The organism is Puia sp. P3 (genome assembly GCF_050632245.1).
Taxonomy (GTDB): Bacteria; Bacteroidota; Bacteroidia; order Chitinophagales; family Chitinophagaceae; genus Puia.
Genome location: NZ_CP192583.1, coordinates 5,424,774 through 5,439,163 on the forward strand (window position 1 = coordinate 5,424,774; position 14,390 = coordinate 5,439,163).

Here is a 14,390-nt window from a genome sequence, read left to right on the forward strand (position 1 = left end):
TCAAAACCCCAAAACCGACCTCTCCACATAATATATATCCCCCAACCCATTCCCCACACCATGCATCCGCCGGTCGAACGCATTCATATCCTCCCTCCCCGGCAACACGTCGTTGATTTTATTCCTGCTGCTGCCGAAAAAGAAATACTTACCATCCCGCGTCATCTTACCACCCCATTCTGTTGCGGATGAATTTATCGGCTCCGGCAACCGCTGCGCCTTCCGCCAAATTCCATTGATCCGGCGACTCATAAAAGAGTCGGCATTGCCAAGGCCATTTGGATACGTCGCCATGAAGATGATATAACTCTCGTCCGGAGCAATATAAGGCTCATACTCGTTGTCCGCGGTGTTGATCGAATCACCCAGATTCTCCGGCTGGGCATATTTGCCGTCTGCCCATTTCGCGACATAAATATCCGACCGTCCCCTACCCCCTTCCGACCCGAACCAAAATACAGATCGCCATTATCCGCAACTGTCGGAAAATATTCGCTGCTGCTGCTGTTGATGGTACTGTCGAGGTGGACGGGCTTTCCCCATCCGGTTGCACCGATATCTACTTTCCAGATATCCCAGTCAGGCTTGACCGGCCCCCGGCGTCAACAGGTCGGTTGCTAACAAAATAAAGCGTCTTACCATCCTTCGTCACGAACGGATCCGCATCCGTATACTGCCCCGAGAACGGAGCCACAACGGGCCTTGTCCACTTCCCGCCACGCTTAAAACTGACACAAATAGAGAAAAAATTCGCGTCCGGCAAACCCTTCAAAAAATACAGCGTATCACCCCCCGGCGAAAAAGCTGGATGCGTCTCATAGTCCCCCGTAGAGACAACCCCCTCTTCAAATACATGCACCTGTGAAAAGGCAGAAATGCCGGAACAAAGCAGGATCAGGGACAAGGCAATCGTTTTCTGGTATTTCATCCACGGAATTTAGCAAAACTTGCCGAACTCCGCGTCTCCCCCCCCGCGGAGCCCCGCTGTATCATATCCGCACAACCCCTGTCCGATTCCGGACACCCATAATTCCCAACCTCCCCTATCCCATGGCCATCCCCGAAATGGCACACATTTGGCGGCACACCCACCACTACAATCATCAGACCATGCTCCGCCACTTCCTCCAAATCGCCCTACGCCACCTGCAGAAACAAAAATTCTACAGCTTTATCAATATCACCGGCCTGGCCATCGGCATGGCCTGCTGCATAGTCATTACCCTTTACGTCTATAACGAGCGGTCCTACGACCAGTACCATACCAAAAAAGACCGCATCTACCGCGTATTGCAGGTCTTTCGCCACGTCCAGGACGGTGAAAAACCTCCTACCCCTCACTCCACGACTACTCCGTCTGGGGCTGTGCACCGGTAGGCCCGGCCCTTCAGGCCGATTTCCCCCAGATCGAAAAAACGGTCCGGTTCATGAGCCCCGTCAGCCTGCTGCTGCAACGCGGCGACAAAAGAATACAGCAGGACAACCTGCTCTGTATGGACTCTTCCGCGTTCGACCTATTCAGCTGGAAGATGATCCACGGAGATCCCCATACTGCTCTGGTCAATCCCAACAGCATCGTGCTTACCACGACGGTAGCGAAAAATTCTTTGGAGACGCTAACCCCGTCGGTCAGACGCTTCGGGTAGACAACGGCGATAATTTTCTTATCACAGGCGTCATGGAGGACGTACCACCCAATTCGCAGTTTACATTCAATGGTCTGATCTCGATGAGTACCGCCAGAAACGCACGGTCAGAGATCTTCAGCTGGTGGGGCTATGTCGATTTCTATACATACATTCTCCTGAACGAAAACGCCAATATACAGTCGCTCCAGGCCCAGGCCGACGCATTTGTCAAAAGACGCAACACCGACGACAAAGGGTACGTGATATCCTTTGAGAAGATGACGGATGCCTACCTCCATTCCGTCGCGGAAAGACAGCCCGGCCCCACCGGCAGCATGCTCAACGTATATCTGTTCTCCTGCATTGCTTTGTTCATCATCCTGATCGCCTGTATCAACTTTATGAACCTGTCCACCGCCCGCTCGCTCGAGCGGGCAAAAGAAGTAGGCGTACGCAAAGTACTGGGCGTACGTCCCTTCAGCCTGATGTGGCAGTTTCTTTTCGAGTCCATACTCCTCTCGCTTGCGGCCGCAGCGATTGCCCTCGCACTGACAAAGCTTGGCATCTCCTCGATCGAGAAACTATCGGGCAAACAACTCTCGGACACAAATTTCCTTACTCCGGTGACATTCCTGTATATCATAGCATTCGCAGTTGCTGTAGGCGTAATGGCAGGCATATATCCGGCCTGGTTCCTTTCCGGATTCAGGCCGCTGGCTGTGCTCAAGGGAAAATTCAACCCATCCGGAGCCAGCATTTCATTTCGCAAGGTCCTCGTCGTTTTCCAGTTCTCGCTGTCCATCGCGCTGATCGCGGCGACGACCATTGTCTTTACACAACTGAAATTCATAGACCGTCACGAACTCGGCTTTCAGAAAGACCAGATGGTGATCGTGAATTTTGAAGGAGACGGAAAGGTCCAGCAGGAGATCAATTCGGTAAAACAGGCCCTTGCGGGCGTGAAAGGAGTAGTTTCCGTGGCCGCCTCCCGCGCAGTTCCCGGAGAATTCTTCCCAACGCAGGCAGCCAGTTCCGTGCGCCCGGCGGTCAAATGATCAACGTGGGCCCCCTGCTCTACGAGATCGACTTCGACTTCATTCCGACCTATCATATCCCGCTGGTGGCCGGCAGGGCTTATTCCCGGTCATACACGACGGACAGCGCTCAATCCATGGTCATCAATGAGGCGGCGGCAAGGTCATTTGGCTATACAAACCCGGCCGACGCAGTCGGCAAAAAATTCGACCAGCGGGGAAGAAAAGGCACCGTCATCGGCGTCCTAAAAGACTTCAATTTCCGCTCACTCCACCAGGCGGTAGAGCCACTAACGCTAAGATATGGCTATCCCTTCACCCTTAACCGCATCTCCGTTGCAGTCAAAGGAGACGATATTCCCGCCACCATTGCAGGCCTGAAAAAGACCTGGGACAAAGTTGCGCCCCAGCGTCCCTTCCTCTATCATTTCCTCGACGAGTCGTTCGGCGCACAATACGAGGCCGAACGCCATTTCGGCCAACTTTTCACACTATTTTCCCTGCTGGCCATCGGCATCGCCTGCCTCGGCCTCTTCGGCCTGTCGACCTTCATGGCGCAGCAACGGGTAAAGGAAATAGGCATCCGCAAAGTCCTGGGCTCGTCAGTGTCGGGAATAGTCGTGCTCCTCTCTCAGGATTTCATCAAACTCGTGCTCCTGGCCGCCGCACTGGCGATCCCCTCTGCTGGTGGGCAATGACCCAGCGGGTTGCAGGGCTTCGCTTACAGGATCACCATCGGCCCCGTCGTCTTTATAGAGTCCGCCCTGATCGCCCCGGCCATCGCGCTGGTAACCATCAGCTGGCAGTCCATCAGAGCCGCCAAAGCCAACCCGATCCAGTCACTGCGCAACGAGTAACCCCCGGCGAGCGTCCCCCCAACTAGTGCCGCCCGACCCACACCGGTGCCGCCGTCCCCCCCACTAGTGGACCTTCCCGCCATAATTCTTCTCCCCGGCCAATATCGCCACCGGCAGATCATTCTCTCTCGGAGGAATAGGACAATTATATCCCGTCGCATACGCACAACTGGGATTATAGGCTTTATTAAAATCAAGGACCATCCTCCCGCCGCGAATATCTCCGATCATGCAATCAATATATCGGCCGGCGCCATACGTATCCACAGCACTCGTCACATCCAAAAATCCCACAAATAAATAATCCTTCGTCTCCGCCTTCGCCAGCAGCTTCTGCAGCTGAAAAACGACCAAATGCATCGTCGTATCATGCAACCTGAACGTAAGCCGACCATATTTCCGCGCCGTCTTCGTTTTTCCCGACGTCGGCATCTCAAACCACGCGCTGTCGGCCAGCCTTTCAAAAGAGCAATCCACACTGTAGTCGCGGTCAACAGGATAGAACCGTAACAGACTACGCTCTTCCCGCGTTTTCAGCACATCATGCGTCTCAACATAATTCTTACGCCACTTCTCCAAAGAGTCCATATATGCCGACTGCGCCCACGAAACCCGCACCCCGCCGACAAGCACCACCGACAAAAGAAGTCGCAAACTGAACAAACTCATTTTCATAAGACGAATATAGTCATATTTCCCGCACCCCCTGGGCCACCCCGCCCGACCCCGGGTCCCTTACTCCGCCCTCAACACCCCCGCCGGATTCGTCGTACCCGCCTTCAATGCCTGCCAGCCAACAGTCAGCAACGCAATCACCATCACCAACACCGCAGCACCTATAAAAATACCCGCCCCCATCGTCATCCGGTAAACATAATCCCGCAACCACCAGCTCATCATCCACCAGGCAACCGGACAACCGATCACAACTGCAAGCGCCACCAGCCGCAAAAATCTCTGGTCAGCAACCCCGCCACCTCCATTACCGAAGCACCCAGCACCTTTCGGATCCCCATCTCCTTTCTCCGCTGCTCCGCCATAAAGGCCGACAACGCAAACAATCCCAGACAGGCAATGCAAACCGCCAGCGTCGCCAGCGACGTGAAAATATTTCCCGTCTGCCGCACGTCCGTGTACATATGTTCAAAACTCTCGTCCAGAAAATCGTAACGCAAACTCTGCTGAGGAGCAAATTTGTGCCAGATCCGGTCCAGGCCGCCAAGCAAGCCCCTGATGTCTGAAGTATTGGTCCTCACCGCGACCGTAGTCGTCCAGCTGCCCAGCATCATCACCAGCGGGCCGATCTCCTGTTTGACCGATTCATAATTAAAATCTTCCACCACTCCGATGATCGGTACGCCCTGTCCCTGTCCCCAGTTGATCCTTTCCCCCACCGCGTGCTTCAGCCCCATTTTACGGACCATCGCCATATTGATGATCGCCGCCTGCGAGTCGGAGCCCAGGCTGGGAGAGAAATTCCTGCCTTCAGCCAGCTTGATCCCCATTACTTTTAAATAATCTCCATCCACATTCCACATTTGCACCATCGTCCCAGGATCCAGCTTCTCCCTGCCCACCCGGTACATCGTATTCCCGTTGCGTTTACGACCACTGATCGGCAGAAAATCACTGTTCGACACGGCCTGAACTCCCGACAGCTTAAGCAGCTCGTTCTTGAAGGCAGGAAGCCGCTTATCCAAACTCCCCGTCCCCTCGATCAGTATCACCTGGTCCTTATTGAAACCCATTTTGGAATTCAGTATAAAATGCATCTCGCCCATATACGACAATCGTCGCAATGATCAGCACTACCGAAGTCGCGAACTGGAACACCACCAGCCCGCTGCGAAGCCCCGAATGCCGGGCGCCGCGGCTGATATCTCCCTTTAACACCTGCACAGGACGGAAAGCCGAAAGATAAAATGCAGGATACAATCCGGCGATCAATCCGATCAGCACCGCCGCCGCAACTGCGCCCGGGACCAGCCACCACGCCGTCCAGGGAAACGCATCGAAGTTCCCGCCAGCATATTGAAGAAGGGTAGCAACACCGCAGCCAGACCTATCGCCAGCAGCAAAGAAAAACCACTGGTCACGATCGACTCCAGCAGAAATTGCCGGACCAGTCCCTGGCGGTCCGAGCCCGCTACCTTTCGCACACCCACTTCCTTTGCTCCGGTTCGCGCTTCGCGCCGTAGACAGATTGATAAAATTGATGCTGGCCAGCAGCAGTACAAACACGCCGATCGCCCCGAACAACCACAGATATTTCCTGTCCACATGCGGTATATGGTCCTCCATATCCGCCGTCCCATGGATGTCCGACACCGGCTGGAGCGTAAAGCCCAACTTGTCCAGGACATGCTGCGCATCCGGCTGACCGCTTTGCACCATCGCGGGGATCCAATATTTTTTAGTGATCAGCGTCACCCGGTCCCCCAGCCTTTTCGCGTCAGCATCCGCACGCAGCAGCAGGTAAATATCATAGTTGCTGGCCATCCAGGTCTGCTGCTCTCCTTTCCAGAGTTCGTGACCCGTCAGTGAAAGATAATAGTCGAACTGCAGATGGGTATTTTCGGGAGCGTCCTGCATCACCCCGCCGATGGTCCACGGATGCTCCCTGTCATCGTTGAGAATAACCTGCCTTCCCACCGGATTCTGGGCCGGATAGAACTTCTCCGCCTTGCTCTTCGAAAGTATCATTGTCTGCGGCTCGCGCAACGCCCTGGACCGGTCCCCATAGATCATCTTAAAATTGAACAGATCGGGCAGACTGGAATCCGCATAAGTAAACCCCTGTTCATAGCTGTCCTGAGTGCTTTCGATAGGCCGCAACTGATTGTTGCCGGCGCCATAGAACAAAGGGGACGACATCAGCCGGGCCGTCCTCTCCACCTCCGGAAACTCGTCCTTCAGCGCCTGCGCAAAGGGCGCCTGCCAGCCCGACCCTTTACGAACCTTCCCGTTATCGTTCAAATACCCCGTTAGTCGGTAGAGCCGGTCTGCCCCCGGGAACCCCCGGTCATAGCTCAGCTGAGTGTGGATGTACAATCCGATCAGCAGACAGGCGGCGATCCCAAGGGCAAATCCTCCAATCTTCACGGCGGAATAGAATTTTTGCTTTCCCAGCTGGCGAAGCGCGATCTTCCAGAAATTTTTGAGCATACAGACGGCTTTTGCCCATTGGACGACACGATCCCTCCCAATGTTTCAGCAGAGCAAAAATAAATCTCCACCCACCTGCCGAACCACTTTCTTCAGGCGTCAGAGGAGCGGGTAGGCTACCAACCGCCAGGATGCGCGTCGTGGGCACATCGGGCATACAAAAGATCTCCTATACAACTCACCCCACCATTAAAAGTTTTCCTTTTACTCCGTCCTCAAACTCTTCACCGGATTGGCAGTCGCCGCCCGAATCGCCTGATAACTCACCGTCAGCAAAGCAATCCCTACAGCAAACATCCCAGCCATCACAAATACCCAGCCGCTAACCGGGACCCTGTACGCAAAATCATTAAGCCAACGACGGGAGAAATAATACGCAACCGGCGACGCGATCAAAATAGCGATCACAACCAGTTTCAGGAACTCACCCGAAAGCATCGACGCAATATTCACCACACTCGCTCCAAGTATCTTGCGGATCCCGATCTCCTTCGTACGCCGCTGCGCGGAAAAAGTCGCGAGCCCAAACAAACCCATACAGGAAATAAATATGGCCACAACCACCGCAGTATTCATAAGCCCCGCCGTCGCTTTTTCTTCGGCATACAACCGGGCAACAGTCTCGTCGAAAAATCGGTATTCGAATTTCTCCTCCGGATAGACATCCTTCCACACTTTCCCGATCCTCGCGAGCACCGAACCGGACTGCAACCCCGCAGCCGCAAGCTTAACACTGACCGCCCTTTCACTTCGTATATCCGAGCTCATAAAGAATGGCGTGATCAGATCATGCAATGATTTCGAATGAAAATCCTTCACTACACCGACAATATATCCCTTTCCTTCGTTCATCCCAGTCTGCACGGGCTTTCCTACAGCATCCCCGACCCGTTTAAACCCAAGCCCCGCAGCCATCGTTTCATTCACCAGGAATTCCCGCACAGTATCCGAATGCGCGATATTCCGCCCCGCCACAATCTTCAACCCGAACAACGGAATATAGTTCTCGTCACACATCTCATAGTCGGCGCCTACTTTTGATTCCGGCACGTCCAGCCTTTTCAGCCAGGTATTGGAATGACCCTTTGCTGCCGGTGTTTCGAGATGCGTACTGACCGACACGACCGAGGGCACCCCCTTAGCCGTTCGGCCAGAAGCCTGACATGATCGACGGGATCCCCCCACCCCGTCCGCAACGTGATGATCTCGTCCTTCTTAAATCCAAGATCCTTGTTTTGAATATACCGGATCTGATTGCCTATGACAAAAGCCCCCATGATGAAACTAAGAGAGATCGTGAACTGAAACACGATCAGCACCCGCCGAAAAAACCGCTCTTATCCGCCCCTTGCGTGCCGCTACCCCTTAAGTTCAGGACCGGCGAATAGGCCGACAGAACCTTTGCGGGATAGAATCCGGCCAGTAGCGCCGTCATAATGACAATCAGCAACAAAAACCCAACAGTCGCTGGATCAGACAGGTTCAGGGCGACGCCCGCCGGAATAAATTGGCGCGAAAAATGAAGCGCGGGACCTGCCAGCACAACGGCAAGCACCGCCGCAGCAGCCGTCACCAAAAAAGTTTCCACCAGGAACTGTACCCGAAGGCTGACCTTACTTCCTCCCAACACCTTCCTAACACCGATCTCCTTAGCCCGCTGCAGGGATTGCGCTGTAGACAAATTGACAAAATTCACCGCAGCGATCAGCAGAATGAAAAGGGCGATCCCCATCAGCGCATACAGCGTCGGCAAATGAGCATGCCTCGAGTAGGTGTCCCGGTAATCGCTGTTGAAATGGATGTCTTTTAGGGGTTGCAGGACCAGAGACGTATGCCACCCCGGATACGACGGAACATGCGCCGCGACAGCGGCTGGAAATTGCTTTTCGACCTGCGCCGCCTCAACCCCTTTCGCCAGCTTCACAAAACCCTGCGCACTTGGATTCCAGTTACCCCAGTTATCCATATGTATCATTTCCTTCAACCAGCTATGCTCAATAGTCGCAAAGGAAATAAAGTCTTTAAATCCGAAATCGCTATGTCCAGCCCAGTCCTCAACAACACCCGCGACCGTTAGCTGAAGGGAATCATTGGCAAAAACATCCTTGTAGACGACCTGCCTGCCGATGACCCGCCCCAGCTGCCCGGGGCCAAAATACTTATAGACCTCGCTCCTCGAGAGCACCACCTTGTACGGCTCGCTCAACGCCGCCGCCGGACTGCCTTCCAGCCACTGGTAGTTGAAGATGTCGAAATACTGCGGCTCCGCAATGATGATAGGCGAAGCCTCCTCCCCTCTCTTCGCCGGATCGAATATTTTCGGCTCGTGGCTCCCGTTAGGGACCGTAACCCGTGCAAAATAATTGTGAAATTCCGTAACACGTTCAAATCCGGTCAGCTCCCTGCGCAGCGCCATCGGCAGCGGATTACTCATACCTCCGATATAACCCATTTTCCCATCATCACCCCGCTGATTGGCCACGATACGGTAGATCCGATCCCCATCCGGGTGGAATCGATCATAGCTCAGCTCATAACTTGTGATGAGGTAAATGACGAGGCTGGCGCAGATCCCAAGAGAGAGTCCCAAGACATTTATGAGAGTAAATCCTTTATGTCTGGTAATATTGCGCCAGGCGATCTTGAAGTAATTTTTCAGCATACCACAGTCTTTGCCCGAAACCAGCCAATTTCCTGCCACCTATATAACGAACTAAATACCAATCACATACAACCACCTCAACTATCAAGACCGTCTGATATCGATACAACAACTGTTCGCCTGCCACCCTCGCCGTACACCGGAATCCTACCTTCCCCTCACATACATATCCCGGAAATTAAAAATTAGCTCATCGAACTGGTTCATAAAATCCCGGCCGATATTGCCATACAACTTCTCCCCGGGAAATATCTTATCAGTAAGGACACTGACACTATCAACCGCAACAGTCTTCTTTCCAAGGGTAAGCCGTATGGATGGCAGGATATAAACATCCTTTTTCTCGACGCCGCCGGCCCCGCCGAACGACTGACTCTTTTTGATCGCCGACTGCCGGATCATACCCTCATACTTATGAAAATAGCCGGCATAAAGTATGCTCGTCCCCGCTCCCGTATCGAAATGGTAACTCAGCGTGTCCTTTTCCGTTATCAGCGCCAGCACCGGGTCCAGCCCATCCATGGCAAGATTGTGGCCCCCGCTATCCACCCCGAAACCTTGTCCATCCCCGGCCTCCCTTTCTGGAATAATCAGCCTTCCATCTTTATAAAACTTCACTTCATCCAACCCCGCAATCAGCGGAAAACCCAAAATAACATTCAGCTGAAACTTGATCGGAGCGATATACAATATCGAATCCGGCATTACCTGAAAAACGACATTCCTGACCAGCAGCTTCCCGATATAAAGACTATCCGCGACACCAAGCCCAACCTTGAACTCAATGCCCGTAATACCGGATCCCTCCGTATAACTCACATCGAACAGCCGCAAATGCAATTTTCCGGCATACGTCTTCGTGATCGAGGAAATATTGGCCCGCGTGTCGAAAATGGCATCCACCGCCTGTCCCCCGGCAATAACAGGAACCTCGATCAGCCCGATCGCATCTTTCGCCCAGCGGACGGTCGTACTATCCCCAACAACCCTTTGCTGCGCAGGCGTCCCCTTCAGCGCATTTCGGATCAGCAGCTCGTTCTTCACATCCTTCAACTGGCTGGTGTCAACCGCTCCGGCCCCGATGACCGCGCTGTCAGTATGTGCGGCCCTGGCATACTGGCCGAGTTTGAAATAACTGTCCCCTTGCAGCAAAAGCAGTTTGGCCCGGACAGAGTCGGGGAACGGCTCGCCGAGAGCCGTGTCCACGGCAGCAACACAGGCTTCGTTCTGATTGAATGCATTGTAGAGAAAGGCAGCGAAGTAACGCCTGTTCCCGGGGGTCAGATCATTCTTTGCTGCTTTATATTGGTTTTCCAGTTTGAAATACTCTTTGGCGTCCAGCAGAGCCTGCAGACGATGGGTCAGGGCAGAGTCGTCCTTAGGGTGACAACCCACCACCAGAATAGCGAGTAACAGACAGATCTTTTGCATTTCAGGGCAAATAACGACCATCCGCAAGAGACGAAATTGTAAAAAAACGAAATTTTGACGACCGGCAACCCGAGCTCCCGCGCCTACCCCACCGGTCAAACCTCATTTCCCAAACCAGCTGCGCGCATTGATTAAATTCAACGTATTACTCTCCTTAAGAAAAACGCGCGGGCTCACGCCTGCAAACTCCCCGAACTCATGGATAAAATGGGACTGATCATAATAACCGGCATTCAGCGCAAGCGCCGTCAGATGGGTATCCTTCTTTAATTGGGTGACAGCGAAATGAAACCGTTTGAGACGGCTATACTTCTTTACAGACATGCCGACAGACCGATCGAACAGCTGCTCCAGCCTGCGGGGCGAAAGATAATAGCGCTTAAAAAGATCAGACAGCTGCAACTGACCTCGATATTTATCTATAATGGATACGGCATCCCCGATCATTTCATGGCCCCGGTCTTCTCCATGCCGAAGAAGATAATGTTGAAGCGTGGCAATGATCCTGCCTGGATCGTCGTTGTCCTGGACCCGATGTACCAGTTCCCGGAAATGAGGGGGCAAAACGTCCTCCAGCGGAATTTTGCTATTGGCAATTTCAGCCGGCGAAATCCTCAGCAGGCCGTACAATCCCCACGGCTGCAGACTAATCCCGACCATCCTCTTCAACGCGCTCGGCACTACAAAATAGGATTGGGTACCCATGTTTGTGATCAGAACATTATTCCCGCCATCGCCCACACTCACGGTAATTTCCACATTGCCCAGCGGCAGGATCCGCTCGGGACTAGTATCCCTGCTATTAAAAATATAAAAATGCTTTATATACTTCTTCAGCAGTCCCGTAGGCGGAATTTCAGTATACTCAAAATCCATGTCGGCGCGACGATTCATGCTACAAAATACTCAAAACCAACCTACTTCCCAACACCTGGCCCTATATACAAACAATACTCTGCTCCCTACTTCCCGGCACTTTGTCCGCATTCCCAATACTCCCCTGCCTCCCCAGCACGGATCCCGATCCCAATCAAAATAAAAAAGCCGCCGATCACCTCGACGGCTCCGTCAAAAACCTGAACGATTATTTCAATTTTTTGTACGTGAACTTCTGTCCTCCTAACGAAGCCTCCAGCATCAACCCGCCCTTTTCCTGCGAAAACACAACTACCCCATTTCTATAATTTGCATTGGCAGAAGCGCCAGCCTTGACAGCGATTGCCGAAGCCTGCCCGCTAAATTCGACCTTGTTGTCCATGAAACGGTCCAACGCCTCCTTGTTTTCAAAAAGATAATTTCACGGTAAGCCTGCCCTCCGGCCTGGGCACCCACAGTCACCTGCACCATCTGGGCCGTACCGACTTCCAATCCTCTTTGAAATACTGCTCCTCTGCCCGCAGCTTCCGCCGACAGCCACCGCACCCTTGCCTATATTCGGAAATATGGCATATCCCGCAGCGTGCTTAAAAAGATTTTCCATCGATGGGTCCGATTTGAGAAAATGGGCCTTGGCCTCTTTACTGTCCCTGATTATTCTCTCCTGTGACTCGTCCTGCGCCATTACTATTCGTGGTAAAACCAGTCCTGACAATAGCAATATTACTATTGCCGGCATAACAATACTTGTCCTTTTCATAAGTAACAATTTTAAGTTATTAAGGGGTGTGCGACGACAACTATGCAAAACGTCTGCCACGGGAAATGGCCCTCACCGAAACCAAAACCACCTGAAAATCATATATATTCCTTATATTTAAACCGACCCAACCCATTTCATTAACCCCCAACCCCATCAACTATGGACCGTCGTCTGTTTCTCCAATTCCCATTATTCGCATCCGCTCTCATATCGCAAGCCCATTCCCAGGACAACCAACCTCCCAAAAAAGGCTTTAAGATCGAAGGCAACAAAGACCGGTACCAGGAGGAACTCCTTATCATGGGCGGCCAGTTCGATTGTAAGATTTCTTCAAAAGATTCCAACGGCGAACTCCTCATCTACGATACCCGCCGCGAAGAGAAAGGCGGCCCGGCCCTGCACATGCACCACAACCAGGACGAATGGTTCTATATTATCTCCGGCGAGTTCATCATTAAAGTAGGCGACGATACCTTCAACCTCAAATCCGGCGACAGCGCTTTCGGCCCACGCAAGATCCCCCACGCCTTCGCCAAGATCAGCGAAGGCCCCGCCCAAATGCTCGTCCTCTTTCAGCCCGCCGGATCCATGGAAGACTTCTTCCACCAAATGGCAAAACTCGGAAAAGGCGTCCCCAAAGACCAGGAAAAAACTTAAAAGAATTATGGCACACCCACGGCATGGAGATCGTCGGCCCGCCACTGAAATTCTAACCCCTCATCATCCACACGACCCTCACCCCCTCACCATCCGCGTCCTTCGCGAAAGCGCCCGCCGCACAGGCACATCAAACACAACCATCACAACATATGCCAAAACAACCTGCAACACAACCATCCCCAATATGATCACAAAAATCCGCACCCCGGCCGGCCGGTGCTTATTCCAATAATCAGCAAAGATCCATATCAGCCAGTAATGCGTCATATACAGCGGGTACGATATCTTCCCTGAGAACACGCAAAATCGCCGAACCCGCGGCGCCGGAGCCGTCCCCGCTCCAAGTGCGACCAGCAAAGGAAAATAAACCAGCACGATCAGCGATTCCCACAACAGGTTCCACGTAGAATAAGGAACCACAAACCCCAGCAGCAGCAGACCAGACATCGCCAAAAAACCAAACTCGTTCACAACAATCCACTTCGACCGATAGACGAACATACCCGCCAAAAATGAATAAGCCACCCGCGCCAGCCCGTCCCAAAAGTCCCACCACTCCATCCACCTAGCAACGATCCCTCTTTATAAACAACCCAAACAATACCGCCCGCCGCGAGCACGGTCAACACCACCAGATAACGGCGCCCGATCCGGTAAAGAAAAAGCCCATAAAAAAGACTAGCGATATACTCCCAAAAAAGCGACCACGCAGGAGCATTGTAACCAAAATTGTTATAAAACCGGCTCGCCATCACCGGAAAGGGGATCATCAGAATAGAACATAAAAAACCTTCAGCAATCCTCCACCCATCGATCGTCTGCACCGGACCACCAAACCCCGGCCCAACAAAACCCTCAATAAAAAACCCCACCAACCCGAGCACCGACCCCATCACCACCAAAGGATGCAGCCGGATCAGCCTCGACCTGAAGTACTCCTTCAGCCCCAGCCTACTAACCCTGCCATCATATGCATACGCAATCACAAACCCCGACAAACAAAAAGAAAAAATCCACGGCCAAAAACCCATGACCGATAAAATTCCGGCTATAATCCGGCACCACCACCTCCATGAAATGGAAAACAACTACCGCCAGTGCCGCCATCCCCCGAAGACCATCCAGCACCTCGAAGTGCTTCTTTACAGTATGAGTCATTCGGTGAAAATAATAGTTTTCGAGAAAAAAGCCAGGGTAAACACCCCGGCCGCAAAATCACATGAGAAACAAAACTTCATTCACCATTTAGAACCGCCCCCGAGTCCCACCGGCCGAGACAACGGGATCAGGAACATAGGCGCTATACGCCTGAAT

At 52.8% G+C, this 14,390-nt stretch carries 21 protein-coding genes and 1 pseudogene; 7 read left to right on the plus strand and 15 right to left on the minus strand.

The genetic code is table 11. From position 1 onward, the window contains the following. Both ACQ86N_RS34090 and ACQ86N_RS34095 read right to left on the minus strand, forming a co-directional pair. Nucleotides 1-294, minus strand: a complete 294-nt coding sequence (locus ACQ86N_RS34090) for a hypothetical protein (RefSeq protein WP_431210942.1) — start codon at nucleotides 292-294, stop codon at nucleotides 1-3. A 265-nt stretch (nucleotides 295-559) separates the two neighbouring features. Next, entirely contained in the window at nucleotides 560-928 is a 369-nt protein-coding gene (locus ACQ86N_RS34095) for a hypothetical protein (protein ID WP_431210943.1), read from the minus strand. Nucleotides 929-1,065: 137 nt separating this feature from the next. Here ACQ86N_RS34095 and ACQ86N_RS34100 point away from each other — a divergent pair, with 137 nt between their 5' ends. From ACQ86N_RS34100 to ACQ86N_RS34125, 6 genes and pseudogenes are all read left to right on the plus strand, one after another. Then, a complete protein-coding gene (locus tag ACQ86N_RS34100; RefSeq protein ID WP_431210944.1) occupies nucleotides 1,066-1,377 on the plus strand; it encodes an ABC transporter permease in 312 nt (103 codons plus the stop codon). 50 nt (nucleotides 1,378-1,427) lie between these two features. Next, a complete protein-coding gene (locus ACQ86N_RS34105; protein ID WP_431218021.1) occupies nucleotides 1,428-1,646 on the plus strand; it encodes a hypothetical protein in 219 nt (72 codons plus the stop codon). Between the two features lie 11 nt (nucleotides 1,647-1,657). Further along, nucleotides 1,658-1,792 (plus strand): annotated as a pseudogene (locus ACQ86N_RS34110) (hypothetical protein); the annotation flags it as partial. Between the two features lie 30 nt (nucleotides 1,793-1,822). Next, nucleotides 1,823-2,683 (plus strand): FtsX-like permease family protein, encoded by an 861-nt coding sequence (locus ACQ86N_RS34115; protein WP_431217708.1) that lies wholly within the window; start codon nucleotides 1,823-1,825, stop codon nucleotides 2,681-2,683. After that, nucleotides 2,680-3,360 carry an ABC transporter permease gene (locus ACQ86N_RS34120; protein WP_431210945.1) on the plus strand — a complete coding sequence of 227 codons (681 nt, stop codon included), beginning with the start codon at nucleotides 2,680-2,682 and terminating at the stop codon, nucleotides 3,358-3,360. Before ACQ86N_RS34115 ends, ACQ86N_RS34120 begins: the two co-directional genes overlap by 4 nt. Before the next feature lie 9 nt (nucleotides 3,361-3,369). Then, nucleotides 3,370-3,519, plus strand: a complete 150-nt coding sequence (locus tag ACQ86N_RS34125; protein ID WP_431210946.1) for a hypothetical protein — start codon at nucleotides 3,370-3,372, stop codon at nucleotides 3,517-3,519. A 63-nt stretch (nucleotides 3,520-3,582) separates the two neighbouring features. Here ACQ86N_RS34125 and ACQ86N_RS34130 read toward each other — a convergent pair whose 3' ends face one another. From ACQ86N_RS34130 to ACQ86N_RS34175, 10 genes are all read right to left on the minus strand, one after another. Further along, complete coding sequence (locus tag ACQ86N_RS34130; protein WP_431210947.1) at nucleotides 3,583-4,194, minus strand: DUF1684 domain-containing protein; 612 nt, start codon at nucleotides 4,192-4,194, stop codon at nucleotides 3,583-3,585. A gap of 60 nt (nucleotides 4,195-4,254) precedes the next feature. Beyond that, entirely contained in the window at nucleotides 4,255-4,461 is a 207-nt protein-coding gene (locus ACQ86N_RS34135; RefSeq protein ID WP_431210948.1) for an ABC transporter permease, read from the minus strand. Next, a complete protein-coding gene (locus ACQ86N_RS34140) occupies nucleotides 4,443-5,291 on the minus strand; it encodes an ABC transporter permease (protein WP_431210949.1) in 849 nt (282 codons plus the stop codon). Before ACQ86N_RS34140 ends, ACQ86N_RS34135 begins: the two co-directional genes overlap by 19 nt. Next, complete coding sequence (locus tag ACQ86N_RS34145; RefSeq protein WP_431210950.1) at nucleotides 5,254-6,684, minus strand: ABC transporter permease; 1,431 nt, start codon at nucleotides 6,682-6,684, stop codon at nucleotides 5,254-5,256. Before ACQ86N_RS34145 ends, ACQ86N_RS34140 begins: the two co-directional genes overlap by 38 nt. Nucleotides 6,685-6,888: 204 nt before the next feature. Next, the gene (locus ACQ86N_RS34150; RefSeq protein WP_431210951.1) at nucleotides 6,889-7,818 is read right to left on the minus strand and encodes an ABC transporter permease; all 930 of its coding nucleotides are present in this window, start codon (nucleotides 7,816-7,818) and stop codon (nucleotides 6,889-6,891) included. 178 nt (nucleotides 7,819-7,996) lie between these two features. Beyond that, on the minus strand, nucleotides 7,997-9,346 hold the full coding sequence (locus ACQ86N_RS34155) for an ABC transporter permease (protein ID WP_431210952.1): 1,350 nt from the start codon (nucleotides 9,344-9,346) through the stop codon (nucleotides 7,997-7,999). Nucleotides 9,347-9,493: 147 nt separating this feature from the next. Beyond that, a complete protein-coding gene (locus tag ACQ86N_RS34160) occupies nucleotides 9,494-10,777 on the minus strand; it encodes an aspartyl protease family protein (RefSeq protein WP_431210953.1) in 1,284 nt (427 codons plus the stop codon). Between the two features lie 102 nt (nucleotides 10,778-10,879). Continuing rightward, on the minus strand, nucleotides 10,880-11,671 hold the full coding sequence (locus tag ACQ86N_RS34165) for a helix-turn-helix domain-containing protein (protein ID WP_431210954.1): 792 nt from the start codon (nucleotides 11,669-11,671) through the stop codon (nucleotides 10,880-10,882). Between the two features lie 190 nt (nucleotides 11,672-11,861). After that, the gene (locus ACQ86N_RS34170; RefSeq protein WP_431210955.1) at nucleotides 11,862-12,035 is read right to left on the minus strand and encodes a hypothetical protein; all 174 of its coding nucleotides are present in this window, start codon (nucleotides 12,033-12,035) and stop codon (nucleotides 11,862-11,864) included. Nucleotides 12,036-12,074: 39 nt separating this feature from the next. Beyond that, a complete protein-coding gene (locus ACQ86N_RS34175) occupies nucleotides 12,075-12,413 on the minus strand; it encodes a hypothetical protein (RefSeq protein WP_431210956.1) in 339 nt (112 codons plus the stop codon). 162 nt (nucleotides 12,414-12,575) lie between these two features. Here ACQ86N_RS34175 and ACQ86N_RS34180 point away from each other — a divergent pair, with 162 nt between their 5' ends. Next, the gene (locus ACQ86N_RS34180) at nucleotides 12,576-13,073 is read left to right on the plus strand and encodes a cupin domain-containing protein (protein ID WP_431210957.1); all 498 of its coding nucleotides are present in this window, start codon (nucleotides 12,576-12,578) and stop codon (nucleotides 13,071-13,073) included. Nucleotides 13,074-13,151: 78 nt separating this feature from the next. On the opposite strand, the gene ACQ86N_RS34185 is transcribed toward ACQ86N_RS34180, so the two are convergent. From ACQ86N_RS34185 to ACQ86N_RS34195, 3 genes are read right to left on the minus strand one after another with little or no spacing between them, the layout of a single operon-like run. Further along, nucleotides 13,152-13,547, minus strand: coding sequence for a hypothetical protein (locus ACQ86N_RS34185; protein ID WP_431210958.1), 396 nt, complete (start codon nucleotides 13,545-13,547; stop codon nucleotides 13,152-13,154). After that, nucleotides 13,544-14,062: a hypothetical protein gene (locus ACQ86N_RS34190; RefSeq protein ID WP_431210959.1), complete on the minus strand. Its 519-nt coding sequence runs from the start codon at nucleotides 14,060-14,062 to the stop codon at nucleotides 13,544-13,546. Before ACQ86N_RS34190 ends, ACQ86N_RS34185 begins: the two co-directional genes overlap by 4 nt. Next, the gene (locus tag ACQ86N_RS34195) at nucleotides 14,043-14,234 is read right to left on the minus strand and encodes an acyltransferase family protein (RefSeq protein WP_431210960.1); all 192 of its coding nucleotides are present in this window, start codon (nucleotides 14,232-14,234) and stop codon (nucleotides 14,043-14,045) included. The genes ACQ86N_RS34190 and ACQ86N_RS34195 overlap by 20 nt, the downstream gene beginning before the upstream one ends. Between the last annotated feature and the right edge of the window lie 156 nt (nucleotides 14,235-14,390).

Coding starts and splice junctions, on each gene's coding strand:
- ACQ86N_RS34105 (WP_431218021.1), top strand. CDS start 1,428: ATGAGCCCCGTCAGCCTGCTGCTGCAACGCGGCGACAAAAGAATACAG.
- ACQ86N_RS34175 (WP_431210956.1), bottom strand. CDS start 12,413: ATGAAAAGGACAAGTATTGTTATGCCGGCAATAGTAATATTGCTATTG.
- ACQ86N_RS34140 (WP_431210949.1), bottom strand. CDS start 5,291: ATGCATTTTATACTGAATTCCAAAATGGGTTTCAATAAGGACCAGGTG.
- ACQ86N_RS34160 (WP_431210953.1), bottom strand. CDS start 10,777: ATGCAAAAGATCTGTCTGTTACTCGCTATTCTGGTGGTGGGTTGTCAC.
- ACQ86N_RS34095 (WP_431210943.1), bottom strand. CDS start 928: ATGAAATACCAGAAAACGATTGCCTTGTCCCTGATCCTGCTTTGTTCC.
- ACQ86N_RS34100 (WP_431210944.1), top strand. CDS start 1,066: ATGGCACACATTTGGCGGCACACCCACCACTACAATCATCAGACCATG.
- ACQ86N_RS34180 (WP_431210957.1), top strand. CDS start 12,576: ATGGACCGTCGTCTGTTTCTCCAATTCCCATTATTCGCATCCGCTCTC.
- ACQ86N_RS34165 (WP_431210954.1), bottom strand. CDS start 11,671: ATGAATCGTCGCGCCGACATGGATTTTGAGTATACTGAAATTCCGCCT.
- ACQ86N_RS34155 (WP_431210952.1), bottom strand. CDS start 9,346: ATGCTGAAAAATTACTTCAAGATCGCCTGGCGCAATATTACCAGACAT.
- ACQ86N_RS34090 (WP_431210942.1), bottom strand. CDS start 294: ATGGCGACGTATCCAAATGGCCTTGGCAATGCCGACTCTTTTATGAGT.
- ACQ86N_RS34195 (WP_431210960.1), bottom strand. CDS start 14,234: ATGACTCATACTGTAAAGAAGCACTTCGAGGTGCTGGATGGTCTTCGG.
- ACQ86N_RS34130 (WP_431210947.1), bottom strand. CDS start 4,194: ATGAAAATGAGTTTGTTCAGTTTGCGACTTCTTTTGTCGGTGGTGCTT.
- ACQ86N_RS34145 (WP_431210950.1), bottom strand. CDS start 6,684: ATGCTCAAAAATTTCTGGAAGATCGCGCTTCGCCAGCTGGGAAAGCAA.
- ACQ86N_RS34120 (WP_431210945.1), top strand. CDS start 2,680: ATGATCAACGTGGGCCCCCTGCTCTACGAGATCGACTTCGACTTCATT.
- ACQ86N_RS34170 (WP_431210955.1), bottom strand. CDS start 12,035: ATGGACAACAAGGTCGAATTTAGCGGGCAGGCTTCGGCAATCGCTGTC.